The following is a 24,663-nucleotide window of genomic DNA, read 5'->3' on the forward strand; positions in this document are numbered from 1 at the left end:
GTTGCAAATCAAATATTCTTCGCAACTGCGCAAGCCTCGACTAAATACAAACGCCCGGCTCAACGCCGGGCGTTTTGTTCTTGATGTCCGTCAAACCAGCCGCATAATCCACCGTTAAAAACGATCACTCAGAAACGTCCGAAGAGTCCAAGGGAAGGAATACGATATGGCACGTGTTGCATTGGTGACGGGTGGTACGCGGGGCATCGGGGCTGCGATCAGCAAGGCGCTGAAGGCGGCCGGCTACAAGGTCGCGGCGAGCTACGCCGGCAACGATGCCGCGGCGGAGAAGTTCAAGGCCGAAACCGGCATCGCCGTCTACAAATGGGATGTCAGCAATTTCGATGCCTGCGCGGAAGGCGTGAAGAAGGTCGAGGCCGATCTCGGGCCGATCGAGGTGCTCGTCAACAATGCCGGCATCACCCGCGACACCGCCTTCCACAAGATGACGCTGGAACAGTGGAACGCCGTCATCAACACCAATCTCGGCTCGCTGTTCAACATGACGCGCCAGGTGATCGAGGGCATGCGTTCGCGCAAGTTCGGCCGCATCATCTCGATCTCGTCGATCAACGGCCAGAAGGGACAGTTCGGTCAGGTCAACTATTCCGCGGCGAAGGCCGGCGACATCGGCTTCACCAAGGCGCTGGCGCTGGAGAACGCCAAGGGTGGCATCACTGTGAATGCGATCTGCCCAGGCTATATCAACACCGAAATGGTGCAGGCGGTGCCGAAGGACGTTCTGGAGAAGAACGTGATTCCGCAGATCCCGGTCAGCCGGCTCGGCGAGCCCGAGGAGATCGCGCGCGCGGTCGTGTTCCTCGCCGCCGACGAGGCGGGCTTCATCACGGGATCGACCATGACCATCAATGGCGGCCAGTATCAGGCCTGATTTGGCCGCAGCCCTTTGATCCAAAAGCCTGTAGCTTCGGGCCCGACAAGGCGATAGTGAAGACGAAAATGCCCGGCCTCGTGCCGGGCATAAACGTCCTCAGAGCCTTTTGATCGATGAGCCCCCGCACAGCCACACTGATCGGACTGACCGCGATCCTGATGTGGTCGCTGCTGTCCGTGATGACGGTCGCGACCGGAAAGATCCCGGCGTTCCAGCTCGCCGCGATGACCTTTGCGATCGGCGGTCTCGTCGGTCTCTTGACCTGGATCGGCCGCGGCGATGCCGCAAAAAGCCTGCGCCAGCCGCTGGTCGTGTGGGTTGTCGGCGTTGGCGGCCTGTTCGGCTATCACGCGCTGTATTTCCTCGCGCTGCGCTTTGCGCCGCCCGCAGAAGCTGGCCTTCTGAACTACATGTGGCCGCTCTTGATCGTGCTGTTCTCGTCCTTCCTGCCCGGCGAGCGGCTCGCCTTACACCACATCATCGGCGCCGTGCTCGGCCTCGTCGGCACCGTGCTGCTGTTCGCCGGCAACACCAGCGGTTTTGCGCCGGGGGCGGTGCCGGGATTGATTGCGGCCTTCATCGCCGCCTTCGTCTGGGCGACCTATTCGGTGCTGTCGCGCCGGCTCAAGGCGGTGCCGACCGATGCGGTCGCCGGCTTCTGCCTCGCCACATCCGGGCTCGCCGCGCTGATGCATGGTGTGCTGGAAACCACGGTGTGGCCGGAGACCGCGCTGCAATGGCTCGCCGTGATCGGGCTCGGCATCGGCCCCGTCGGCGCCGCCTTCTACGCCTGGGACATCGGCATGAAGCGCGGCGACATCCGCGTGCTCGGCGCCGCCTCCTACGCGACGCCGCTGCTCTCGACCGGCTTCCTCATCGCCGCCGGGTTTGCAAAGGCCAGCGCCAACATCGCCATCGCTGCGATCCTGATCGCCGGCGGCGGGTTGATCGCGGCGAAGGACATGGTGCTGCGGAAAAGGTGATTGTCATTTCGAGTTCGCCGCTTGCGCGCCGCCTCGGAACGACAGCGTCGAGCTACGGCTCCCAGCCCTTCGGCGCCAGCTCGAACTTGGCGAACTCGAATGCGGGCGCAACAGTGCAGCCGACCAGCGTCCACTCGCCCGTGGTCTCCGCCATCTGCCAGGCATTCGCCGGCACGATCGCCTGCGGACGCTCGCCGCCGAGCAGGTCGGTGCCGAGCCGTACCTCGTGCTGGGAACAGCCGTCATGGGCGATGCGCAGCATCAAGGGGCCGCCGGCGTAGTAATGCCAGGTCTCGACCGCATCGATGCGGTGCCAGTGCGAGCGTTCGCCGCGCGCGAGCAGGAAATAGATGAGCGTCGAGCGCGAACGGCCGTTGGCATCCGTGCTCTGGTCGCGAAAGGTCTCGCGATAGTGCCCGCCCTCGGGGTGCGGGCGGAGTTCGAGGCGTGCGATGATCTCGGCTGCGGTCGGCATCGATCCCCGTCAGGACTTGTTTGTTCAGGACTTGTTTTTGCGCTCGCGCAGCTCGCCGAACACCGCGGCGGCATCCGCGCCCTTCATGTGTAGCTTGGCTGCGACCTCGGGCGCATCAGCCCGCAGGAACACGTTTGCTCGCTTCTCGTCACCAAGCAGTGAGGGAATCGTCGGCTTGTTCTCGGCCCGCAGCTTCGCCACCTCCGCCGCGCGCGCCTGGAGCGCCGCGTTATCAGGCTCGACGGTGAGTGCGAATTTGACGTTGGACGCCGTGTATTCGTGGCCGCAATAGAGCTTGAAGTCGTCGGGCAGGGCGCGGAGCTTCAACAGCGAGTCCCACATCATCGGATAGGTGCCCTCGAACACGCGGCCGCAGCCGATCGAGAACAGCGTGTCGGCGGCGAACACCGTCTTCTCATTGTCGAACACGTAGGAGATGTGGTCGAGCGTGTGGCCCGGCGTCTCGACGACGCGCGCGAGCAGATTACCGACCTTGACCACGTCGGCATTGGCAACGCGCAGATCGACGTTCGCAATCTTCGTCGTCTTGTCGTGCGGCGCGACGACGCGGCAATTGTATTTCTGCTTGAGTTCGGCGACGCCGCCGACATGATCGCCATGATGATGGGTGATCAGGATGTCGGTGAGCTGCCAGCCCTCGCGCTCCAGCGCCGCAAGGATGGGACCGGCCTCCGGCGCATCGATCGACGCGGTTGCCTTGGTTTCCACATCGTGGATCAAATAACCGAAATTGTCGTTTAAACAGTTGAAAGTACGAATTTCGGCGGCCATGACATCTCCATCGCGCTCAGCCCCGCCAGACAAATATGGCGTTAACGTTGCGCAGGCAATGCAATATTCCGCGCGCAGCAGTGCCCTTGTGCATGTTACATTGCCGTCATGAGCATCGATGTCGTCGATCTTCGCGAATTCTATTCCCGCCGCCTCGGGATCGTGGCGCGGCAAATGATCAATCGCGGCATCAGGGAGCGCTGGCCGAATGCCGACGGCCAGCGCGTGCTTGGCATCGGCTATCCGACGCCCTATCTCGGGTTGTTTCGCGAGGATGCCGAGCGCTGCATCGCCTTCATGCCGGCGGCCCAGGGCGTGCTGAAATGGCCGACGGGACGGCCGGCGCTGGCCTCGCTGGTGGATGAATTCACGCTGCCGCTTCCCGACGCCGCGGTCGACCGCATCCTGCTGATCCACGCGCTGGAGATGTCGGACGATCCGGCTGCGCTGCTGCGCGAGGTGTGGCGGGTGCTGTCGCCTTCGGGGCGCGTCATCGCGGTGATCCCGAACCGGCGGGGAGTGTGGACCCGCACCGACAACACGCCGTTCGGCCACGGCCGGCCCTATTCGCGCTCGCAGATCACCGAGCTGCTGCGCCAGACCTGGTTCACGCCGACCGCCTGGGGCGAGGCGCTGTTCATGCCGCCCTATGCCGGCGGCTGGGTGCTGAAATCGGCGCAGATGTGGGAGCGTGCCGGCGCGGCGCTGTCGCTGCCCTTTGCCGGGGTGCACATCGTCGAGGCCACCAAGCAGGTCTACCGCGCGATCCCCGCCAAGCACGAACGCGCGCGCCTCATTCCCGCACTGACCAAGCCGGTGCTGGTGCCGTCCTCGACCACGGTCACGCGGAGCTAAGGCACAAGCGTCGCCGGGACCACGGTGCGCTCCCTCTCCCGCTTGCGGGAGAGGGCTGGGGAGAGGGTGCCTCCGCAGAGAGATTCCCCGAGAGGAGAGAGCCCTCACCCGGCGCTTTGCCATAGCCGAGGCTCTGCCTCGGCGTTTCTGAGAACGGCCGCCGGAGGCGGCCTACGCCTCTCCCGCAAGCGGGAGAGGTGCAACACCGCCACCGACTGTTCTCAAACAATCGTCCCGGCGCGAGGCCGGGACGATTGCAGATCAGAAAATCAGAAAAGGCTTACTCGCCGGGCGCGAGATCGTCGCTCGAACCGGCGGCGCTGCTCGCGCGTCGGGGCGCCGTTCGCCACCGCCGCCCTCAAAGCCGCCCTGGCCGGCATTTGGCGCCGACATTCGCTTGCGGCTGTGCGCCGGTGATGAAGGAGGGCAGGCGGTCGACGCTGCCGGCATCGGCGATGACGGGCTGCGGCTGGTTCGCAGGTTGCGGCTGCGGTTGATATTGCGGCTGCGGACGATGGTCGCGTTCGCGGTGCTCGCGCGGCTGCTGGTTGTCGCGCTGATAGGGCTGCTGGCTGTCGCGGCTCTGGTGATCACGCTGGTGATGATCGCGCTGGCCCTCGCGCATGTAAGGCTGCTGCTGTTGCGGCTGCGGGACGAAGCCCGGCTCCTGGCCGAAATTCGAGAAATTCTCGCCGTCGTCCTCGCTATCGTCGCTGGTGCTGATCGGCTCGTCGCCGCGCGGCTGCTGCTGGTTCTGGCGGAACTGTTCCTGGGCCGCCGCGATCAGGCGGAAATAATGCTCGGCATGCTGGTAGTAGTTCTCGGCTGCAACGGGGTCGCCGGAGGACCGCGCGTCGCGCGCGAGCTGGAGATATTTCTCGGCGATGTGCGAGGCCGTGCCGCGGATCTTGATGTCGGGTCCGTTGGACTCGTAGACCCGGGTCATCGGGTTCTGGCCGCGCCGGTTGTTGTTGTTGTTATTGTTGTTGCGGTTGCGCATCCGCTGCTTGTTCTGACCGTTTCTCATGTCCTGCCTTTAATTCCAGCCCTAAAGGTTGCACGCATTACTGATTGCTAGGAGTGACTTGCTGACAGCGGTTCACATGTCTCGCGCGCACCGCGCGCAAGAGCGGATCGAACCCTGCCGATGTTCGTCGACCGTCGCGTTCAACAAAGACGCGTTCCCCACTCGCCAGCATCCATCGCCAGCGAACCCATTCATATCGCCTGCCGAAACAAGCCCAGCTTTGTTGCGTAAGTCTTCAAGCGCAATATCTGGCTTTCGTTCACGTTGCGGTCGGAGAGCAGCGCAGCTCCACTGGCCATCGCGCTCAACAGGACCTGCGGCTTGGAACCTATAATCAGTAACGCTCTCGCCCGAGAGCCCCGGCTTTCGCCCGTAGGTGTACGGGGCCGGCACCGATGTGTTGAGCGGAACGTAGTCGTTCCCAAGGGATATTCCAAGAGCTTTTTACAGGCCAATCGGGCTTTTATGGGGGCATTTTTCGGGCCGATACGGCTCGGAGAATGCCTCCAAGGTCGGCCTTGGGTGGCCTGTCCACCGATAACGCGGCGGCCCCCATCAAGGTTTCAATATTCCGGGCCTGGCCCTGGCCGGCCTCGACGATCAGCGCCCCGCCTGCGGCGAGACGCTCGGCCGCCTGCGGGATCAGGATGCGGTAGGCATCATAGCCGTCATTGCCGCCATCGAGCGCCAGATGCGGATCGTGCTCGCGCACCTCGATGCTCAATTTCGGAATTTCAGCTGAGGGAATATAGGGCGGGTTCGACACGATGAGGTCGAACGGGCCTTGAAGCGCCGCCGCATAAGAGCAGGCGACGAAGGCGGCGCGGCCGGACAGGCCGAGTGTGGCCGCATTATCGCGTGCGGTGTTGAGCGCGGTCAGGCTGACATCGGTGCCGACGCCGAACGCCTCGGGAATCTCGTGCAGCAAAGCGAGCAGGATGGCGCCGGATCCGGTGCCGATATCGGCGATTCGCGGGCGCCCCCCCGAAACCCTGAACTCGCGAAAAATCTCGAGCGCCAGCTCGACCACGGTTTCAGTGTCCGGCCGCGGCACCAGCGTTGCCTCGGACAGCCGGAACGGCAAGCCCCAGAATTCCCGCGCTCCGAAAATGCGGGCGACCGGCTCATGCGCGAGCCTGCGCTGCGCATAGCCTTCCAGCCGCGCAGCCTCGTCAGGTGTCAGTCGTCGCGCCGCCTGCGTCACCATGGCGGTGAGATCGAGCTCCACGGCCGCGCCGACGAGCAGGCGTGCATCGAGGCCGGGCTCCTCGATGCCCGCCGCTTGCAGCCGTGCCGCAAGCGCGCGTCGCGCGCTCTCGATGCTGTGTCTGGAATCTGTCGCCAATGGAACCATCCTGCCTTGGCATCGTGGATAGATCGGCGGACTTGCTTGCGTCAACGGAAAGGAGCGCGTTTGATCGCGCCGCGTGGCGAAGGGAGGCATCCATGACGGCCTATGACGATCAGAACGTCTTCGCAAAGATCCTGCGCGGCGAAATTCCCTGTTTCGAGGTGTTCAGGGACGACCGCAGCTTCGCCTTCCTCGACATCATGCCGCGCTCACCGGGGCACACGCTGGTGATCCCGAGGGCGCCGGCGCGCGGCATTCTCGACATCGCCGATGACGATCTCGCCGCGGTTGCCCGCACCGCCAAGCGGGTCGCGATCGCGGCGATGAAGGCCTTCGACGCGGAAGGGATCATTCTGCAACAGTTCAGCGAGCCCGCCAGCGGGCAGGTGGTGCTTCACCTGCACATGCATGTCATGCCGGTCCGGGCCGGAATCGAGCTGCTGCCGGCGCAGACGCGCAAGGAGGACATGGCCGTGCTCGCCGAGCATGCCAAGCGGATGATCGCGGCGCTTGCTGGCTGATTTGGCGTCTGACGTGATCAGCTTCGCTCCACCAACCTGCCAGCGAACTTTCCTCGACCTTCATCATCGTTTGTTCAGCGGGCGGGGTCGAAGGGGGGAGCCAATCGGACATTCGAGCGCGGCACGATCCCAGCTTCCGGCATCAGCCGCCGCCCGATAGGTGCTCTGCAGAAACGCCATGAGCGTCTCCTCAGGCTCGCTGGATTTTCGCACGAGGTCGTAGGGCAGGAGATATTCGCCGAGCTTGTTATCGAAGTATGCGCCTTCCGGCATGACCTGTCCGTCAGCGAAGCCGTTCGGGGTGGGATAGGCATAGGAATAGAAGGCCGCGAACTCCGCACCACCTCCGCCCGGCCAGAAGCCGGCGGAGGAGACCTCATCGCTATAGGCCTCGCGGGTCACGACATCAGGCAAACCCGGAACGCCGCCCGGATGAAGCGGGGCGGGACGACCGGAGAAGCGCGTCACCGCGAGATCGAAGCTGCCCCAGAAGAGATGGACCGGACTGACCTTCCCCGTGAATCCTGTCCGAAACCGATGAAAGACTCCGTTGATCGCCACGAGGGCTCGAAAGAACCGCGTCACGGCGTCCGCATCGTAGGGCCTGATTTGGCGGTCATCCCGGAACGGGATCGGATTCGGGACCTCGCTGGGCCGACCGTCGAATTCCGGTATTCCGCCGAGATGTCCTATCAGTTCGCAGAACCGGGTGTGAAATTCGGCGACGGACATTCGCCCGAGCGGCATTTCAGCCCTGCAGCCGTCGGCCGCCTCTCCGATCAGGACATGACGGCAGAGATCGAAGACGATCTCGATGCCAGATCCGTCCGGAACCAGTGAAGTCGTGAGCCCGCGTGCATTCACGTAGAAAGTCGCGTGCCAGGAATGGTTGACCCACGGCGTTCTCGCGAGCCGATACTTGCCGACAACCTGGCAATACAAATGAAGCGCAGAACAGCTTTCGCGCCATGCCTCGAAGGGGATCTCCGGCCAGATCGTGCTCATGGTGTCTTCTCCCGGCTTGGGCAAGACCTCACCTCTACGGGCGACCCGGTGTCCGCCTTGGGCACCAGTCGACATTCCGGGGTGGGGCCGCGTGTCCGCTCGCTCCTCGAAAGCAGACACCCCGAGTTTATGGGTAGACGCCCTAGACGCCAAGATAGCGTTGCAGCAGTTCCGGCTGGGCCTTGAGTTCCTGCGCCGGACCTTCGTGCACGATGTGGCCGTTATTGATGATGTAGATCCGCGTCGCCAGCGCCAGCGTTGCCGCCAGATTCTGTTCGACCAGCACGATGGTCTGGCCGGCGGCCGCGAGCTCGCGGCAGGCCTTGACGAGATCGTGGACGATCACCGGCGCAAGCCCCTCGAACGGCTCGTCCAGCAGCACGATCTTGGGATCGCGCACGAGTGCCCGTGCGATCGCCAGCATCTGCTGCTCGCCGCCGGAGAGCTCGGTGCCGCGGTTGCTGCGCCGCTCCTTCAGCCGCGGAAACATCTCGTAGATGCGCCCGAGCGGCCAACGCTTCGGCGCAGTGATGCCGGCGAGGACGATGTTCTCCTCCACTGACAGGCTGCCAAAGATGCGGCGCTCCTCGTGCACGAGCTGCATGCCCGCCTGCGCGATCTTGTGGCTCCGCCGACCGGCAACGTCGATGCCGTCGAACTTGATGCTGCCGCTGCGCGGCGTCACCACGCCCATCAGGCTCTTCAGCGTCGTGCTCTTGCCGGCACCGTTGCGGCCGAGCAGAGCCACCACCTCGTGACGCTCGACATGCATGGCGACGTCGAACAGGATATGGGAATCGCCGTAATAGCTGTTCAGGCCGTTGACCTCGATCAGGCTCATGCGGCGATCTCCCCATGCACGCCGCCGAGATAGGCCTCCTGCACCGCGGCGTTGGTCTTGATTTCCTCGGGCGTCCCCGAGATCAGCACCTTGCCCTCCTGGAGCACCGTCACACGTTCGACCAGCTCGAACAGCGAATCCATGTCGTGGTCGATGATGATCATGGTGCGGCCGCGTGCGATCGACTTGAGCAGCTTGACGGTCTCGACGCGCTCGCGCGGGCTCATGCCTGCGAGCGGCTCGTCGAGCAGCAGCAGGCGCGGCGAGGTCGCGAGCGCAAGCCCGATCTCCAGCCTGCGCTTCTCGCCATACGCAAGCTCGGACACCGGCGTGTCGGCGCGGCGGGTGAGGTTGACCAGCGCCAGCGTGTGTTCCACTTGCTCGGTCAGGCCCTTCACGCTCGAGAGCTTCTTGAACAGGTCGAGCCGGAATTTTCCGCGCAGCTCGGCGAGGGCGGCGATGGTCAGGTTCTGCCGCACCGTGAGGCCGGTGAAGAGCTGGTTGACCTGGTAGCTCTTGGTCAGCCCGAGCTGGCACACCTCTGTGACCTTCAATCCCGTGATGTCGCGTCCCTCGAACACGATCTGGCCGGAGGTCGGCGCGACCTCACAGGTCAGCATCTTGAAGAAGGTCGATTTGCCCGCGCCGTTGGGCCCGATGATGCCGCGCAGCTCGCCCTGATTGACGCTGAAATCGATGTCGCTGTTGGCGACGAGGCCGCCATAGCGCTTGGTGAGGCCGGTCGCCTTCAGGATGGGTCCGGAGTAAGCGGGGTGCTCGACCTCCTTGGCCAGCATCGGCGCTGGTGCGAGGTGCTGCGGAATCGCGGCGTCCGCAGCGTCCTGCTCCATCTCCGTATCCGTCCGCCGACGCCTGCCCGAGACGAGGCGATAGAGATCGGCCAAACCGCCGATGATGCCGCCGCGCAGGAAACAGACCAGCAGCACGAATACGACGCCCAGCACGAGCTTCCAGGCGGCACCTAACCCCAACGCGGACTGGAGGAAATCCTGGAGGAAGAGCCAGACGGTTGCGCCGACCAGCGGTCCGAACAGCGTGCCGCGCCCGCCGATCGCAGTCTGCATCACGAGCTGGCCGGAGGTGTCGAAGGTGAAGGCATCGGGCGGCATGAAGGCCTGGAGCACGCCGAGCAGGCCACCGGCGAAGCCGGCATAAGCGGCTGCGATCACGAAGGCGGTCAGCTTGTAGCCGTGGATGTTGTGGCCGACGGCAGTGGCGCGCAGCGGATTGTCGCGGATCGCGCTCAGAATCGCCCCGACCGGCGAGCGCACGATCCGGAGCGCGATGATGACGCCGACGAAATAGCACAGTGCGATGAACTGATAGAGCGACCAGCCATTGGTGAAGTGGACGGTGGTGAAGCCGAGATTGAAGCTCGGCGTCGGCACGCCCGGCAGGCCGTTCTCGCCGCCGGTGAAATCCGACAGCGGATTGAACTCGACGAAGAAGAATACTTCCGCGATCGCCACGGTGATCATCGCGAAGTAGATGCCGGTCCGCCGCAGCGCGATCAGGCCGATCAGATAGCCGGTCGCTGCAGCCGCGATCATGCCGATGATCAGCGCGCCCAGCACGTTGCCGAAGCCGGCGCGGGTCAACAGGTAGGCCGCGACGAAGCCGCCGGTGCCGTAGAAGGCGGACTGGCCGAACGAGAGCAAGCCGGTGAAGCCGAACAGGATATCGAAGCCGAGGCCGAACAGGCCCCAGACCAGGATCCGGTTCACGGTGTTGGGGGCGAAGCCGAGATGAGGCAGCACGAAGGGCGCTGCGATCAACCCGATCGCGGTCAGGGTCTCGATCAGGAACGGGCGTTGCTTGAGCATCGGGAAATCGCTTACTCGCGGCCCTGGACGCCGAGCAGGCCATGCGGTCGCACCACGAGCACGAGCGTCATTGCCGCAAACAGCATCACATAGGCATAGCCGGGGTTGAACATGGAGGTGACGCTGATGATCTCGCCGGCGATCAGGCCGCCGAGGATCGCGCCGGGGAACGAGCCGACGCCGCCGATCACCACCACCACGAAGGTCTGGACCAGGATGTCGTCGCCAATGCCGGGGGTCAGCGACACCACCGGCGCGTTGACGATGCCGGCAAAGCCGGCGGCCATCGCGCCGATGCCGAACACCACCATGAAGACGCGGTAGACGTTGATGCCGAGCGAATCGACCATCACCGAATCCTCGATGCCGGCGCGCACGATCATGCCGAGCCGGGTCCGGTACAGCACGAGGAACAGCGCGCCGAGCGCGATCGCGACGATGCCGACCACGGCGAGGCGGTAGGTCGGATAGAACATGAAGCCGAGATTGGTGATGCCCTGGAACAGCGCCGGCGGTGGCACGATCTGCGACTGGCTCGAGAAGATCAGGCGCACGAGCTCGACGAAGCAGATGCCGAGCCCGAAAGTCACCAGCAATTGGTCCTCGTGCGGGCGGTGATAGAAGTGGCGGATGATGACGCGTTCCATCACGACGCCGAGCAGCATCACGAACAGCGAGCCCGCGATGACGGCGAGGACAAAGGATTCCGTGTACTGGTAGGTGACGAAGCCGGCATAGCCGCCGATCATGAACATCGCGCCATGCGCGAGGTTGAGCACGCCGAGCGTGCCGTAGATGATGGTCAGGCCGGAGCTGATCAGCGCCAGCAGCGCGCCGAGCGCGAGCCCGTTGAAGAGCTGCGAAACGAGATTGGGCCAACTAATCATGCAATGATCGCCGTTGAGACGCGAGAGCAGCGCGCGTCAAAAAAGGTGACGCCGCAAGACCAGAGTGCGTCCCGCGGCGTCACAGGGGTTAGTCCGGCTTCAAGTGTAGTCGCCGGGATGGCAGCCGAACGCGTCCGGCTTCTGCATCAGGCCTTCGCCCGGGACGATCTCGACCACGTCGTACCAGTCTTCCTTGTTCTTCATGTCCTTCTGCTGCTTGCCCTTGACGATGATCACCGGGCGGACGCACTGGTGATCCTCGGGGCGGTAATGCACGTCGCCGACCAGCGAGGGCAGCGTCTCGCCCTTCTCATAGGCCTTGATCACGTCGGGCGGATTGAAGCTGCCGGCTTCCTCGCACATGCGGGCCCAGTGCGCGAAGCTGACATAGGCGTTCTCCGCGCCCCATTCCGGCTTGTAGCCGTACTTCTTCTCGAAGGCCTCGTTGAACATCTTGGCCAGCGGGAACTTGTCCTCGATCGTCCACCAATAGTCGGTGGCGGCGTAGACGCCCTGCATCAGGCCGCCGGTCTCGCGCGCGATGAAGGGCACCTGGTAAGGGACCACCAGCTTCATCTTGTCGAGCACGCCGAACTGTTTTGCCTGCTGGGTCGACAGCACCGCGTCGTGGCCCCAGTTGACGTTGATGAGGACGTCGGCGCCGGAGTTCGCGACGTTCAGCAGATAGGAGGAATAGTCGGGCGCGCCGAGCGGGGCGACCTGGTTGGTCACGGTGGTCCAGCCGGCGGTGGCGAGGAAGTCCTGCATCGATTTGGTGACGGTGTGGCCGTAGGTGTAGTCGGGCGTGAGATAGGCCGCCTTCTTGCCCTTGCCGAACTCCTTCACCATCACCGGTCCGATCGCCGCGGCCGCGGTCTGGCCGAAGAAGTTCTGACGGAAGCCATAGCGGACGCAGTCCTTGCCGGTGGTGTCGTTCGAGCCGGAGATGCCGCACACGAACAGCACGTGCTCGCGCTGGGCGAGCTTGTTGAGCGCGACCGCGACGGCGCTCGACGTGCCGCCGGTGATCATGATCGCCTTGTTCTCGCTGATGAAGCGCTGCTGCGCCTGCACCGCCTCGTTGGGCTTGGCCGCGGAATCGGCGACGCCGAACTTGAGCTCCTTGCCGAGCACGCCCTTGCTGGTCTTCGGCGAGATCTTCTTGATCAGGTCGTGGCCGCTGTTGATGTGCTCGATCGCGAGCTGATAGCCCTTGAGCTCGTCCTCGCCCTGCACGGCATAGGTGCCGGTGCGCGGCACCGAGATGCCGATGAAGGCGGTGGAACCCGACACGCCAGCCGGATAGGAACCGATCGCCGGCTTGTCCTCGGCAAAGGCCGGCAGCGCCGGCAGCATCGAGCCGCCGATCAGGCCTGCGGTCGTCTGCAGCAGGCCGCGGCGCGAGAGGCCACGGCGGATGAGTTTGTCAGTCATGATCGTTTCCTCCGAACATCGTTCTTGGTTGCAGGCCAAACACGACCTGTCCGGCGGCAACCGGCCTCGCTTGGCCTGCCCCCGCCGGGCACGTCACATCCGCGTGTAGTTCTTGGCCGTAAGCATTGCTTGTGAACACCTTCTGTCAATTTCGCCTTTGGTCGAACGACGAAAATTATGTCGTGAAAACATATCGGATCACGATATATATTAGTCTTTGTGAGTACGAGGCGAGCGGGTTCGGCGAGCGAAATGGCGCGGCAGACGACAGTGGCGGGTGTCCGGAAGCAACGATCCTGGTCGCAGGAGGCGGAGCGGCAGGAGGCTGCGTGGCCAAGCGGAGAGGCAGGCGACCAGCGCGCGGCGCCGCAGTCCGGCGCGAGCGAGGTCCGGCCGTCGGCTCCGTTCAGGCCAAGCGTGCGCCGGCGCCGATGAAGCGACTGAGCGTGCGCGCCCAGAACGTCCTCAAGGAGCTCGCGGTCGAGCTCACCGGCGAGCAGCCGCCGAAAGGAAACTGGTCGCCCTCGCGCGAGCTGCTGCGCGCGCTGACGGCCGAGCGCCTCGCGACCGCGCGCAATTGCGGGCCTCACACCGTGCGGGAGATCGTCGACTGGGCGCAGGGCTGTGGCGTGACCATCAAACCCGTGATCCGGTCCGGCGGCTCGTTGTCGGAGATGTGGGCGGAGCTGATCACCAATGCGTCGACGGGGGCCCTGACCAGTGCGGAGATCGTCAGCGCGCTCCAGCGCTCGATCCGGCGCAAGAGCGTCCGCATCCCGATCGCGTTTCAGGTCATCCTGGTCAAGATCCTGCTGTCCAGCTTCGAATAGGCGGCTGCAAGCGCCGATATTTGTGCATCTCCGCTGCCCGCCGGTTGTACGGCGGCCGCTGCTTGCTACTTTTGGCTAAGCTGCCCGCATTGCCGGGCGGCAAGGGCGGAGGCGGCACGGCATGGTTCAGGCGAAGAAGGCGCAACGCTCCACGGCGGCGATGCCTGCACGGTCTTCAAGCAACCGGACCATGCGCGACTCCGACTACGCGGCGCTGGCGCAATTCCGCTATCAGATCCGGAGCTTTCTGGCGTTCAGCGAGGCGGCGGCAGCACAGCAAGGATTGACCCCCACGCAGCACCAGGCGCTGCTCGGCATCAAGGGCTTTGTCCGTCCAGGCCCCGCAACAGTCGGTGACGTCGCGCGGTTCCTGCTGATCCGGCATCACTCCGCTGTCGAGCTGATCAACCGCCTCGCGAAGCTCGGGCTGGTCAGCCGCGTCGCCGACCCGGAAGACGCCAGGCGAGTTCATCTCAAGTTGACGAAGAAGGGCGAGCAGAAGCTCCAGGCACTCTCGCGGAAGAATCTCGAGGAGCTTCGCCGCGCCGCCAGCCCGGCGTTGAATCGACTCTTGAAGTCTTTCCGGGCGCCCAGCGACGCCTAAACGCGGGCTCAGGCCGCAGCGCCTTGCGCCGCGAGCTGCGCGGCCTGATGCTCGGTGGTCAGCGCGTCGATCAATTCGCCCAGCGCTTCACCCGCGATCACCTGCGGCAGCTTGTAGAGCGTCAGGTTGATGCGGTGGTCGGTGACGCGACCTTGCGGGAAATTGTAGGTGCGGATGCGCTCGGAGCGATCGCCGGAGCCGACCTTCTCCTTGCGCTCGGCCGAGCGCGCCGCATCGACGCGCTGGCGTTCGGCGTCGTAGATGCGCGAGCGCAGGATGTTCATGGCCGAGGCGCGATTCTTGTGCTGCGAGCGCGAGTCCTGCATCATCACCACGATGCCGGTCGGGATGTGGGTGATGCGGATCGCCGATTCCGTCTTGTTGACGTGCTGGCCGCCCGCGCCCTGCGCGCGCATGGTCTCGATGCGCAGGTCGTCGTTCTTGATGTCGACGTCGCGTCCTCGACCTCCGGCAGCACCGCGACGGTGGCGGCGGAGGTATGGATGCGCCCCTGCGTTTCGGTGTCGGGCACGCGCTGCACCCGGTGCACGCCGGATTCGAATTTGAGCTTGGAGAACGCGCCGCGGCCCTGCACCTCCGCGATGATTTCCTTGTAGCCGCCGACGGTGCCTTCGCTCGCCGAGATCACCTCGACCTTCCAGCCCTGCAAGCTGGCGAAGCGCTCGTACATGCGGAACAGGTCGCCGGCGAACAGCGAGGCCTCGTCGCCACCGGTGCCGGCGCGGATTTCCAGCATGACGTTGCGGTCGTCCATGGCGTCCTTGGGCAGTAGCGCCACGCGGATCTTCTGGACCAGCTCCTCGATCCTCGGCGTCAGCTCGTCGCGCTCGCTCTCCGCCATGCTGCGCATCTCGGCATCCGTCGCGGGATCGGCGATCAGCGCCTCGGTGTCGGCGAGCTCCTTGACCGCAGAACGATAGGCCTTCACCGCCTCGATCAGCGGGGTGATCTCGGCGAGCTCGCGGGTGATCTGCACATAGCGCTCGGAGGCGAGCTGGCCCAGCGATTCAGCCTCGAGCGAAGCATGATGCGCGAGCAGGACGTCCAGTTTGGCTTCGGGGAGTGACGACATCGGTTCAGTCTCAAAGTGCGGAAAGCGGCGCGGCGGCGGGAAGGGGCGGCAGGCCCGCTACAACGCCAGGCCTTCGGCCTCGGCAAATTCCGTCAGCTTCTGCCGGATCGAGATGCTGCCGGAGGGCGCATCCAGTAGCGGATTGAGCATCGCTTCGGCCTTTTTCGCGTCGAGGTCGATCACCATCGCCTTGACCGGGCCGAGCGCGGTCGCCGACAGCGACAACGAGCGATAGCCCATCGCGATCAGCGCCAATGCGCCGATCGGCTTGGAGGCCATCTCGCCGCAGAGCGAGAGCGACTTCTTCGCGGCGTTCGACTTGCGCGCGATCTCGCGCAGCACGCGCAGGATCGGCGCCGACATGGTGTCGAAGCGCTCGGACACCTTGGCATTGCCGCGGTCGACCGCGAACAGGAACTGGAACAGGTCGTTGGAGCCGACCGAGATGAAGTCCACCTTCTTCAGGAGCTCGTCGAGCTGGTACAGCAGCGCCGGCACCTCGACCATGGTGCCGATGTCGATCCTTTCAGGCAGCGTGTGGCCATGCTGGCGCAGGTAAGTGAGCTCGCGCTCGACCAGCGCCTTGGCGGAGTCGAATTCAGCGACCTCCGAGATCATCGGGAACATGATGCGCAGCGCACGGCCGCCGCCGGCGCGCAGCAGTGCGCGGATCTGGCCGCGGAGCAGACCGGGACGATCGAGCCCAAGCCGGATCGCGCGCCAGCCGAGCGCGGGATTCTCCTCGATCACGGCTTCCATATAGGGCAGCGCCTTGTCGCCGCCGATGTCGAGGGTGCGGAAGGTGACGGGTTTGGTGCCGGCCGCATCCAGCACGGTGCGATACAGCGCGAGCTGGTCGCTGGTGCGCGGCAGGCTCTGGCCGACCATGAATTGCAGCTCGGTGCGGAACAGGCCGATGCCGGCGCTGCCGGTGTCCTCGATATGCGGCAGGTCGATCGCAAGACCTGCGTTGATCATCAGCTCGACCTTCTGGCCGTCCCTGGTGACGCAGGGACGATCGCGCAGCGCCAGGTACTGCGCCTGGCGGCGGGCGCGGAAGCGCACGCGCTCGGCAAAGGCGGCCTCGATCTCCTGCGACGGACGCACATAGATCGACCCCGACGTGCCGTCGACGATGATGGCGTCGCCGGGATCGGCGATACCCGGCGCGTTCGGCACCTCGCCGACGGCGGGAATGCCGAGCGCGCGCGCCACGATCGAGACGTGGGAGTTGGCGGTGCCTTCCTCCAGCACGATGCCGCGCAGGCGCTTGCGGTCGTAGTCGAGCAGCGCCGCGGGGCCCATAGCGCGCGCGATGACGATGGCGTTGTCGGGCAATTGCTCGCGCGAGGGCGCGTGGTCCTGGCCGACCAGCTGCCGCATCAGGCGGTAGCCGAGATCCTCGAGATCATGCAGCCGGTCGCGCAAGTAAGGATCGGTCGAGCGCAGCATGCGCGCGCGGGTGTCTGACTGCACGCGCTCGACGGCGGCTTCCGCCGTGAGGCCGGTCGCGACCGCCTCGTGCAGCTTGTGCGACCAGCCCTGGTCGTTGGCGAACATGCGGTAGGCTTCCAGCACCTCGCGGTGCTCGCCGCCCTCCGCGACGTCGCCGCGCTCCAGCATGCGGTCGAGATCGGCGCGCAGCTTGGCAAGCGCGGTGTCGAGCCGCTTGACCTCCTTCGGCAGGTCCTCGGCGATGTAATCCTTGATGACGACGCGCGGCTCGTGCAGCACGACATGGCCGAGCGCGATGCCTTCCGACAGGATGGCGCCGACCTTCTGCGCGGAATGGCGCGCGGCGGGCTCCATGCCCGGCGGGGCCAGTGCGGACAGCTCGCCGGAGGCGATCAGCTCCGCCAGCACCATCGCGGTGGTCTGAAGCGCCTCGAGCTCCTCCTCGACATAGTTGCGCTTGGCGCGATTCTGAACGACCAGCACGCCGAGCGTATTGCCGGCCCGCAGGATCGGCACGCCGAGGAAGGAGTGATAGATCTCTTCGCCGGTCTCGGGGCGGAACGAGAAGGCCGGATGGCTCTGCGCATCGCTCAGGTTGAGCGGGGTCGCCTCGCTGGCGACGAGGCCGACGAGGCCCTCATGGGCGCTGAGCACGGTGTGGTGCACCGCCTCGCGGTTGAGGCCTTCGGTGGCGTAGAGCTCGAGCGTGTTGTCGATGCGCAGCACATAGACCGAGCATACCTCGGCCACCATGTTGGCGGCGATCAGCACCACGATCTTGTCCAGCCGCTCCTGGGCCGAGACCTGCTCCGCCATGGTTTCGCGGAGCCGTCTCAACAAGACGCGGGGACCTCCCGACGCGCTCCGCATGAACCGTCAATCTCCTCCGTCTGCCGGGCCCGGCGGTATCGGCCGGCGGCTGGCCTAAAATTCCAGAAAAACAACCAAATTGTTTGTCCGGCGCAGGCGCAAACCTTCGCTTGCACCGAATCAGCGGCCTGAACTGGGACACAGTCTGCGGCAGCCCACCCTGTTCGCCGTATAGCGAATTGAGGCTTGTTTTGCCAAGCAAAACGCCTGCCAAACGCGAAGGTGTGTACACCTTCACGTTTGCTGCGACCGCTAAGAGAAAATTAGCCCAGGCATGGTCCGCAAAAGTGCGAAGCGGTTTTCCGGAAAGACCATGCTCAAACGACAATCTGAAGCGCGATGATGGGGGGGCTTCAGCCCTGATCGAGGCCGTAGAGCGTGTGCAGGGTGCGCACCGCAAGCTCGGTGTAAGCCGTGTCGATCAAGACCGAGAATTTGATCTCGGAGGTTGTGATGGCCCGGATGTTGATATTCCGTCCCGCGAGGGCCGAGAACGCCTGGGCGGCGACGCCGGCATGGCTGCGCATGCCGCTGCCGATCACCGAGATCTTTGCGACGTCGGTGGCTGTATCCAGCCGTGCATAACCGATCTTGTCCTTGGCGGCGGTGATCGTGTCCCTGGCGCGGGTGTAGTCGGCGGCGGGCACGGTGAAGGTGAGATCGGTGGTCTTGCCGTCCTCGGACACGTTCTGCACGATCATGTCGACGTTGATGTTGGCATCCGCCAGCGGGCCGAAGATGGAGGCGGCAACGCCCGGCTTGTCCTCGATCTGGCGCACCGAGATCTGGGCCTCGTCCTTCGAAAAGGCGATGCCGGTGACGACGTGGCTTTCCATGATCTCCTCCTCGCTGCAGATCAGCGTGCCGGGCGGCTGGTTGGCATGCGGGTCGATATCCTCGGGCTTGTCGAAGCTCGAGCGGACGAAGATCGGCATGTTGTGGACCATGCCGAGTTCCACCGAGCGGACCTGGAGCACTTTGGCGCCCTGGGAGGCCAGTTCCAGCATGTCCTCGAATGCGATCTTGTCGAGCCTTTTCGCCTTCGGCACGATTCGCGGGTCGGTGGTGTAGACGCCGTCGACGTCGGTGTAGATGTCGCAGCGGTCGGCCTTGACGGCCGCGGCAACCGCGACGGCCGAGGTGTCGGAGCCGCCGCGGCCGAGCGTGGTGATTCGATTGGTCTCGGGGTTGATACCCTGGAAGCCGGCGATGACCGCGACCTCCTTGCGCTCCTGGAAGCGCTTGATGATCTCGCGGCCGTCGATGTCCTCGATCCGGGCCGAGGCATGGGCGTCGCTGGTCTTGATCGGGATCTGCCAGCCCTGCCAGGAGCGGGCCTGGATGCCCATGCCCTGGAGTACGATGGCAAGCAGGCCGGACGTGACCTGCTCGCCCGAGGCGACCACGGCGTCGTATTCGCGCGCGTCATGCATCGGCGAGGCCTCGGTGCACCAGGCCACCAGCTCGTTGGTCTTGCCGGACATCGCCGAGACGACCACGGCCACCTCATGGCCGGCATCGACCTCACGCTTCACATGGCGTGCGACGTTGCGGATACGTTCGATGTTGGCGACGGACGTGCCGCCGAATTTCATCACGAGGCGGCTCATGACGACGCGTGCATTCCTTCATAAGGATCAGTATGGTGACCCGCGCTGGACGGATGCCAGGGGATACCGACCGCGCGTATACAGAGGGGCGGGGCCGGGGGCAAGCGGGTTCCTGTGGGGCCCAATCCGGACAATGGGTTAACCGAGGTCATGGCGCGCTATATTGACGAAATCCTGCAGCCCGGCGAGCGGGTGCTGTATTCGACCAATGCGCACTGGATCTTCTATTTTCCGGCGATCGTGGCTTGGATCGTGGCCCTAGGCCTTCTGCTTCTGTCGCGGCAGACCGCGGTCGACGGGCTCGTGATTCTCTGTCTCATCGCCGCGGGCGTGGTGGCTCTGGCGGCCCTGTTCTGGACCTTGAAGGGCTGGTTCCACCGCTTCACCACCGAGACCGACGTCACCAACCTCAGGGTTGTGCACAAGACCGGGTTCATCAAGCGCCGCACCTTTGAAATGGCGCTCGACAAGGTCGAGAGTGTCGACGTCAACCAGTCGATTCTTGGACGTATTCTCAACTACGGCGACGTGACCATCAACGGCGTCGGCGAAGGCCGCGAAACCATCCGGACCATCGCCTCGCCGCTCGCCTTCCGTAGTTCGATCACCACGCGGTAGGACCGCGCGTAACCATGAGCATGCAGCAAAACACCTCCGCCACCGCAACCGCCCAGCCGGGCTCGACCGTCGACGCCGCCGAGATCGCGAAATTCTCGAAACTCTCCGTGGAGTGGTGGGACCCCAAGGGCAAGATGGCGCCGCTGCACCGGATCAACCCGTTGCGGCTCGGCTATATCCGCGACGCCGCCTGCCGCAAGTTCGAGCGCAATGTGCGCAGCCTCAATTGTCTCGGGTCCTTGCGCGTGCTCGACATCGGCTGCGGCGCCGGCCTTTTGTGCGAGCCGCTGGCGCGTCTCGGCGCGCAAGTCATCGGCGTCGATCCGTCGGCCAGCAACATCGCCGCGGCGAAGCTGCATGCCGACAAGAGCCATCTTGCGATCGACTACCGCTGCACCACGGTCGAGGAAATCGACCCGCGCGAGCGCTTCGACATCGTGCTGGCGATGGAAGTGGTCGAGCACGTCGTCGATGTCGGCGTTTTCCTCAAGCGCTGCGCCGCGATGCTGAAGCCGAACGGGCTGATGGTGGTCTCGACGCTGAACCGGAACTGGAAGAGCTTTGCGCTCGCTATCGTCGGCGCCGAATATGTCCTGCGCTGGCTGCCGCGCGGCACCCACGAATGGAATAAGTTCGTCACCCCGGACGAGCTGACGAAATACCTCCTCGACAACCGCCTCGTCATCACGGAGCAGACCGGCGTCGTCTACTCCCCCTTCGCCGACAAATGGTCGCTCTCGTCGGACATGGACGTGAACTACATGGTGGTGGCGGAAGGGATGGTGTGAGGGGGCGAGTAAGGCGCGAGCTGTATCTCCACAAATGGTGTCGTCCCTGCGAACGCAGGGACCCATACCGCGGAATCCATCGGTGGGGCGCGGTGTTGGATGCGTGGGTTGGCAGCGGTCGCCAAATTGCTCCCTGGGGTTAGGGGTCCCTGCGTTCGCAGGGACGACGGCGGTATTTGTTGCGAGAGCATCGCTCCCATGACATCCCCGCGGTTGACCGCATGCGCCTCAGCTTGCAGGTTGGCCCCGCCCTTCCTGCATTAGCCACCCCCTCATGCTCACCGTCACCAGCCTCTGGATTCCCTTTACCGTCATCGCCGCGCTCGGGCAGGTCGCGCGCAATGCGATGCAGCGGTCGCTGACCAAGCCGCTCGGGACCTGGGGCGCGACCAACATCCGCTTCCTGTTCGGCTTTCCGTTCTCGCTGCTGTTCTTAAGCGTGGTGCTGGTCGCAACCGGCGATCATATCGGCATGCCGCCGACCGCGTTCTGGCCGTGGCTGCTGCTCGGGGCGCTCAGCCAGATCGTCGCAACCGGCTTGATGCTGCTCGCAATGAACGACCGCTCCTTCGTGGTGACGACGGCGTATCTCAAGACCGAGGCGATCCAGACCGCGATCTTCGGCTTCGTCTTCCTCGGCGATCACCTGACCTGGCTGAAGGTGCTGGCGATCCTGATCGCGACAATCGGCGTCGTCATCACCGCGCTGCGGCCCGGCGGCGAGAAGAGCTTTGCCGAGTTGAAGCCGACCATCACCGGCCTCGTCGCGGCCGCGGCGTTCGCACTCTCCGCAGTCGGCTTCCGCGGCGCCATCATCACCGTGCCGAACGTGTCGTTCGTGACGGCCTCGTCCTTCACCCTGGTGCTTGGCCTGTTCGTGCAGACGCTGGTGCTGACGATCTATCTGCTCTGGCGTGCACCGGACGTGTTGCGGGGCATCCTCGGGATGTGGCGGCCGTCAATGCTGGCGGGCTTCACAGGCGCCTTCGCCTCGCAGTTCTGGTTCCTGGCTTTCGCGCTGACGGCCGCCGCCAATGTCCGCACCCTCGCGCTGATCGAGGTGCTGTTCGCACAAGGCGTCGCCTATTACTCGTTCAAGCAGCCGATCGCGCCGCGCGAGATTTTTGGGATTGTGCTGATCGTGGCGGGCGTCGCGCTGCTGGTGGGGGCCTGACTTCTCAGCCGCCGTCATGCCCGGGCTTGTCCCGGGCATCCACGTTCTTCGTGCTGTAGGAAAGAAAGACGTGGATGGCCGGGTCAAGCCCGGCCATGACGAAGAAGGGACGCCTCAGTTCCTGTCTTCCGGCAGCGTCGGCAGCGGCGAGACCTCGATACCTTCGTCGATCAGCGACTTCGCCTCTTCCGGTGAGGCCTCGCCGTAGATCGGGCGGTGCTCCTTGTCGCCGTAATGCATCGCGCGGGCTTCGTTGGCGAAGCGCTCGCCGACATTGTCGGCGTTCTTGACGATGTGGTCGCGCAGCTCCTTCAGCTTGGTGCGCAGCTCGCGCTCCTGCGCCATCAGCAGCGAGGTCGGCCCTGACGGCGCAGCCTCGGGCGTGGTCGCAGCCGCAGGCTCCGGCCTTGGCCGAGCCGCAGATCGGGCAGGTCACGAGCTTTCGCTTCACCTGCGAATCGTAGGCGGACGAACTCTGGAACCAGCTTTCGAAGTCGTGGCCGCGGTCGCAGTGCAGTGCGTAGCGGATCATGCTGATCCCCGCACGAGGTGCAGGTGATCCGGCCCCGCCTTGGGATCGGCGACGCCAAAGCGGCGGCCGTGCTGGAGCGAGGGGATCGCGCGGCGGGCGGTCTCGACCTTCGCCGGGTCGATCTTCGCCATGATGATGCCGGGCTCGACATCGCCCTCGGCGAGGATCTCGCCCCAGGGATCGATGATCAGCGAATGACCATAGGTCTCGCGCTTGTTCTCATGCAGGCCGGCCTGGGCGGCGGCAAAGATGAAGCAGCCGGTCTCGATCGCGCGCGAGCGCAGCAGCACGTGCCAATGAGCTTCCCCGGTCTTGCGGGTGAAGGCCGACGGCACCGTGATGAAATAGGCGCCGCTCTCGGCCAGCGCGCGGTAAAGCGCGGGGAAGCGTACGTCGTAGCAGATCGTCAAGCCGACGCGGCCCCAGGGCAGGTCGGAGATCACGGCGGTCTCGCCCGGCTGGTAATTGGCGGATTCGCGATAGCTCTCGCCGTCCGGCAGCTCGATGTCGAACATGTGGATCTTGTCGTAGCTCGCGAGCACGTTGCCCTCGGGCCCGATCAGGAAGGAGCGGTTGACCGCCTTGTCAGGCGAGAAGCGTAGCGCCAGCGAGCCGACATGGATGTGGATCTTCAGCTCAGCTGCGAGCGCGCGGTAGGCCTTGAGCGAGGCGTCATCCTCCTCGCTCTGCAGATGCTCGAACAGCGCCTTGCGGTTCAGCTGCATCATGTTGCTGACTTCGGGCGTCTGCACGTAATCGGCGCCATTGGCCGCCGCCTGCCGGATCAGCCTGGTGGCCTGTTCGAGGCTCGGGCCGGGCATCAGGCCGGTGCGCATCTGCACCATCGCGGCGGTGAAGGTCCTGTTGTCGCTCATGAGACGGCCTTCACGCTTTCGAGCAGACCGTCGAGCTTGCCCTCGCGATCGAGCGCATAAAGCTCGTCGCAGCCGCCGACATGGGTTCCGCCGATCCAGATTTGCGGGAAGGTCGAGCCCTCGCCGGCGCGGTCGTACATCTCCTGACGCCAGGACGGGTTCTTGGCGACGTCGAACTCCGCGAAGGTCGCCTTCTTCCGGGTCAGAAGGGACCTCGCGGCGGAACAATAGCCGCAACCCGGCCTCGTGTAGATCTCGACAGCAGCGGTCATCTCGTCCAGCGCTTTCATGTCATGAATTCATTGAATTATATGGGACGGGGGCCGCTCTCGACAACCCGGGCGAAGACCAGCACGTCGATCTGGGCCGCTTTGGCGCGGAGCAGGGCCCGCGCGCAGGCGTCCAGCGTCGCACCCGTGGTCAGGACGTCGTCGATCAGGATGATGCGGCGGCCCTGAATCTCGGCCTGATGGTCGCGGGATACCTGGAATGCGCCCTGCACATTGGTGGCGCGCTGGGCTCGCGACAGCCCGATCTGCTGCTCGGTGGCGCGCACCCGGCGCAGCACCTCGGCCCTTACTTTCACCCCGCTCTGCCGTTCGATGATGCGCGCCAGCGCCCCGGACTGGTTGTAGCGGCGGCGCCAGGCCCGCCGCCAATGCAGGGGCACCGGCACCAGCATGTCGGCGCCTGCGAGCAGCTCGCCTCCGGCGCGCGCCATCCAGCGGCCCATCGCCGGGGCCAGATCGGTGCGGTCCTGGTATTTCAGCGCATGCACCAGCGTGCGGGCGACGTCGTCATAGCGCACGGCGGCTCGCGCGCGCTGGTAAGCCGGCGGGCTTGCGATCGCCTCCATCGACAGCATCTCGGGGCCGGGGTCATAGACGAAGGGAATGCCGAGCCGCGGGCAGTAGGGCCGTTCGATGAACGACAGCTCGGCCCAGCACGAGGCGCAAACGCCTTCGCCATCGACCGGTTCGCGGCAGGAGACGCACAGCGTCGGCAGCGCGATGTCGAGCGCAAGCCGGGCCGCCCGCGCCAGCACGTGGCGGCCGGCGGTCCATGCGGCACGCAGTGGTGCGGCGATGGAACGGGCAGGGGCACTTTCGGCTTCCATGAGGGAAGGCTAGCGCCGAGCGATATTCGGCTCAAGCGGCGGAATTCGGTCTCGTGCCCCGGACGCAGCGCATCGCGCAGTGGTGCGCTGCTGAGCCGGGGCCCAGAAGCTGTGCGCGCAGAAGCATGGGTCCCGGTTCTGCGGAGCGTCACTTCGTGCCGCACCGCGTCCGGGACACGAGAGCGAT

Annotated in this window: 22 protein-coding genes and 3 pseudogenes; 9 read left to right on the top strand and 16 right to left on the bottom strand. The window is 65.0% G+C overall.

The features are described from left to right. Positions 1-166: 166 nt before the first annotated feature. Positions 167-892 carry an acetoacetyl-CoA reductase gene (gene phbB / locus FOM02_RS38890; protein ID WP_027563490.1) on the top strand — a complete coding sequence of 242 codons (726 nt, stop codon included), beginning with the start codon at positions 167-169 and terminating at the stop codon, positions 890-892. A gap of 116 nt (positions 893-1,008) precedes the next feature. Beyond that, positions 1,009-1,878 (top strand): DMT family transporter, encoded by an 870-nt coding sequence (locus FOM02_RS38895; protein ID WP_027563489.1) that lies wholly within the window; start codon positions 1,009-1,011, stop codon positions 1,876-1,878. A gap of 52 nt (positions 1,879-1,930) precedes the next feature. Here the strand turns inward: FOM02_RS38895 and FOM02_RS38900 are convergent, their stop codons facing one another. After that, positions 1,931-2,353: a cupin domain-containing protein gene (locus FOM02_RS38900; protein WP_027563488.1), complete on the bottom strand. Its 423-nt coding sequence runs from the start codon at positions 2,351-2,353 to the stop codon at positions 1,931-1,933. 24 nt (positions 2,354-2,377) lie between these two features. After that, positions 2,378-3,145, bottom strand: a complete 768-nt coding sequence (gene gloB, locus FOM02_RS38905; protein ID WP_027563487.1) for a hydroxyacylglutathione hydrolase — start codon at positions 3,143-3,145, stop codon at positions 2,378-2,380. Between the two features lie 108 nt (positions 3,146-3,253). On the opposite strand from gloB, the gene FOM02_RS38910 reads away from it, so the two are divergent. After that, a complete protein-coding gene (locus FOM02_RS38910) occupies positions 3,254-4,000 on the top strand; it encodes a methyltransferase domain-containing protein (protein ID WP_027563486.1) in 747 nt (248 codons plus the stop codon). Positions 4,001-4,280: 280 nt separating this feature from the next. On the opposite strand, the pseudogene FOM02_RS38915 reads toward FOM02_RS38910, so the two are convergent. After that, positions 4,281-5,027 (bottom strand): annotated as a pseudogene (locus FOM02_RS38915) (DUF4167 domain-containing protein). A 463-nt stretch (positions 5,028-5,490) separates the two neighbouring features. After that, positions 5,491-6,381, bottom strand: coding sequence for a peptide chain release factor N(5)-glutamine methyltransferase (gene prmC, locus FOM02_RS38920; RefSeq protein WP_027563484.1), 891 nt, complete (start codon positions 6,379-6,381; stop codon positions 5,491-5,493). A 92-nt stretch (positions 6,382-6,473) separates the two neighbouring features. Between prmC and FOM02_RS38925 the strand changes: the two genes are divergently transcribed. After that, a complete protein-coding gene (locus FOM02_RS38925) occupies positions 6,474-6,899 on the top strand; it encodes an HIT family protein (protein ID WP_027563483.1) in 426 nt (141 codons plus the stop codon). Between the two features lie 63 nt (positions 6,900-6,962). On the opposite strand, the gene FOM02_RS38930 is transcribed toward FOM02_RS38925, so the two are convergent. The 5 genes from FOM02_RS38930 to FOM02_RS38950 form a co-directional block, all read right to left on the bottom strand. Beyond that, positions 6,963-7,904, bottom strand: coding sequence for a DUF5996 family protein (locus tag FOM02_RS38930; protein WP_027563482.1), 942 nt, complete (start codon positions 7,902-7,904; stop codon positions 6,963-6,965). A 142-nt stretch (positions 7,905-8,046) separates the two neighbouring features. Beyond that, positions 8,047-8,745, bottom strand: coding sequence for an ABC transporter ATP-binding protein (locus FOM02_RS38935; protein WP_027563481.1), 699 nt, complete (start codon positions 8,743-8,745; stop codon positions 8,047-8,049). After that, entirely contained in the window at positions 8,742-10,589 is a 1,848-nt protein-coding gene (locus FOM02_RS38940; protein WP_027563480.1) for an ABC transporter permease subunit, read from the bottom strand. Before FOM02_RS38940 ends, FOM02_RS38935 begins: the two co-directional genes overlap by 4 nt. 11 nt (positions 10,590-10,600) lie before the next feature. Then, a complete protein-coding gene (locus FOM02_RS38945) occupies positions 10,601-11,476 on the bottom strand; it encodes a branched-chain amino acid ABC transporter permease (RefSeq protein ID WP_027563479.1) in 876 nt (291 codons plus the stop codon). A 99-nt stretch (positions 11,477-11,575) separates the two neighbouring features. Continuing rightward, positions 11,576-12,910 carry a substrate-binding protein gene (locus FOM02_RS38950; protein ID WP_027563478.1) on the bottom strand — a complete coding sequence of 445 codons (1,335 nt, stop codon included), beginning with the start codon at positions 12,908-12,910 and terminating at the stop codon, positions 11,576-11,578. A gap of 329 nt (positions 12,911-13,239) precedes the next feature. Here FOM02_RS38950 and FOM02_RS38955 point away from each other — a divergent pair, with 329 nt between their 5' ends. Further along, positions 13,240-13,740, top strand: a complete 501-nt coding sequence (locus FOM02_RS38955; RefSeq protein ID WP_265440991.1) for a hypothetical protein — start codon at positions 13,240-13,242, stop codon at positions 13,738-13,740. Between the two features lie 121 nt (positions 13,741-13,861). Next, complete coding sequence (locus FOM02_RS38960; RefSeq protein WP_027563476.1) at positions 13,862-14,344, top strand: MarR family winged helix-turn-helix transcriptional regulator; 483 nt, start codon at positions 13,862-13,864, stop codon at positions 14,342-14,344. 8 nt (positions 14,345-14,352) lie between these two features. Here FOM02_RS38960 and prfA read toward each other — a convergent pair. From prfA to FOM02_RS38975, 3 genes and pseudogenes are all read right to left on the bottom strand, one after another. After that, positions 14,353-15,437: pseudogene (prfA, locus tag FOM02_RS38965) on the bottom strand (peptide chain release factor 1). A gap of 57 nt (positions 15,438-15,494) precedes the next feature. Then, positions 15,495-17,762, bottom strand: a complete 2,268-nt coding sequence (gene ptsP, locus FOM02_RS38970; protein ID WP_027563474.1) for a phosphoenolpyruvate--protein phosphotransferase — start codon at positions 17,760-17,762, stop codon at positions 15,495-15,497. Positions 17,763-18,115: 353 nt separating this feature from the next. Then, a complete protein-coding gene (locus FOM02_RS38975; protein ID WP_027563473.1) occupies positions 18,116-19,372 on the bottom strand; it encodes an aspartate kinase in 1,257 nt (418 codons plus the stop codon). 150 nt (positions 19,373-19,522) lie between these two features. On the opposite strand from FOM02_RS38975, the gene FOM02_RS38980 reads away from it, so the two are divergent. From FOM02_RS38980 to FOM02_RS38990, 3 genes are all read left to right on the top strand, one after another. Beyond that, positions 19,523-19,990 carry a PH domain-containing protein gene (locus tag FOM02_RS38980; protein WP_027563472.1) on the top strand — a complete coding sequence of 156 codons (468 nt, stop codon included), beginning with the start codon at positions 19,523-19,525 and terminating at the stop codon, positions 19,988-19,990. A 14-nt stretch (positions 19,991-20,004) separates the two neighbouring features. Then, positions 20,005-20,778 (top strand): bifunctional 2-polyprenyl-6-hydroxyphenol methylase/3-demethylubiquinol 3-O-methyltransferase UbiG, encoded by a 774-nt coding sequence (gene ubiG, locus FOM02_RS38985; RefSeq protein ID WP_027563471.1) that lies wholly within the window; start codon positions 20,005-20,007, stop codon positions 20,776-20,778. Positions 20,779-21,052: 274 nt separating this feature from the next. After that, complete coding sequence (locus tag FOM02_RS38990) at positions 21,053-21,952, top strand: EamA family transporter (RefSeq protein ID WP_027563470.1); 900 nt, start codon at positions 21,053-21,055, stop codon at positions 21,950-21,952. 114 nt (positions 21,953-22,066) lie between these two features. Here FOM02_RS38990 and FOM02_RS38995 read toward each other — a convergent pair. The 4 genes and pseudogenes from FOM02_RS38995 to FOM02_RS39010 all read right to left on the bottom strand — a co-directional run bounded on the left by FOM02_RS38995 (position 22,067) and on the right by FOM02_RS39010 (position 24,476). Further along, a pseudogene (locus FOM02_RS38995) lies at positions 22,067-22,484 on the bottom strand (DUF1178 family protein). Beyond that, complete coding sequence (locus tag FOM02_RS39000) at positions 22,481-23,359, bottom strand: carbon-nitrogen hydrolase family protein (RefSeq protein WP_027563468.1); 879 nt, start codon at positions 23,357-23,359, stop codon at positions 22,481-22,483. The pseudogene FOM02_RS38995 and the gene FOM02_RS39000 overlap by 4 nt, the downstream one beginning before the upstream one ends. After that, positions 23,356-23,631: a glutaredoxin 3 gene (gene grxC, locus FOM02_RS39005; RefSeq protein ID WP_027563467.1), complete on the bottom strand. Its 276-nt coding sequence runs from the start codon at positions 23,629-23,631 to the stop codon at positions 23,356-23,358. Before grxC ends, FOM02_RS39000 begins: the two co-directional genes overlap by 4 nt. Before the next feature lie 35 nt (positions 23,632-23,666). After that, on the bottom strand, positions 23,667-24,476 hold the full coding sequence (locus FOM02_RS39010) for a ComF family protein (protein WP_027563466.1): 810 nt from the start codon (positions 24,474-24,476) through the stop codon (positions 23,667-23,669). Positions 24,477-24,663 lie beyond the last annotated feature (187 nt).

It is taken from the genome of Bradyrhizobium sp. SEMIA (assembly GCF_014844175.1).
In the GTDB taxonomy this organism is placed as follows: domain Bacteria; phylum Pseudomonadota; class Alphaproteobacteria; order Rhizobiales; family Xanthobacteraceae; genus Bradyrhizobium; species Bradyrhizobium arachidis.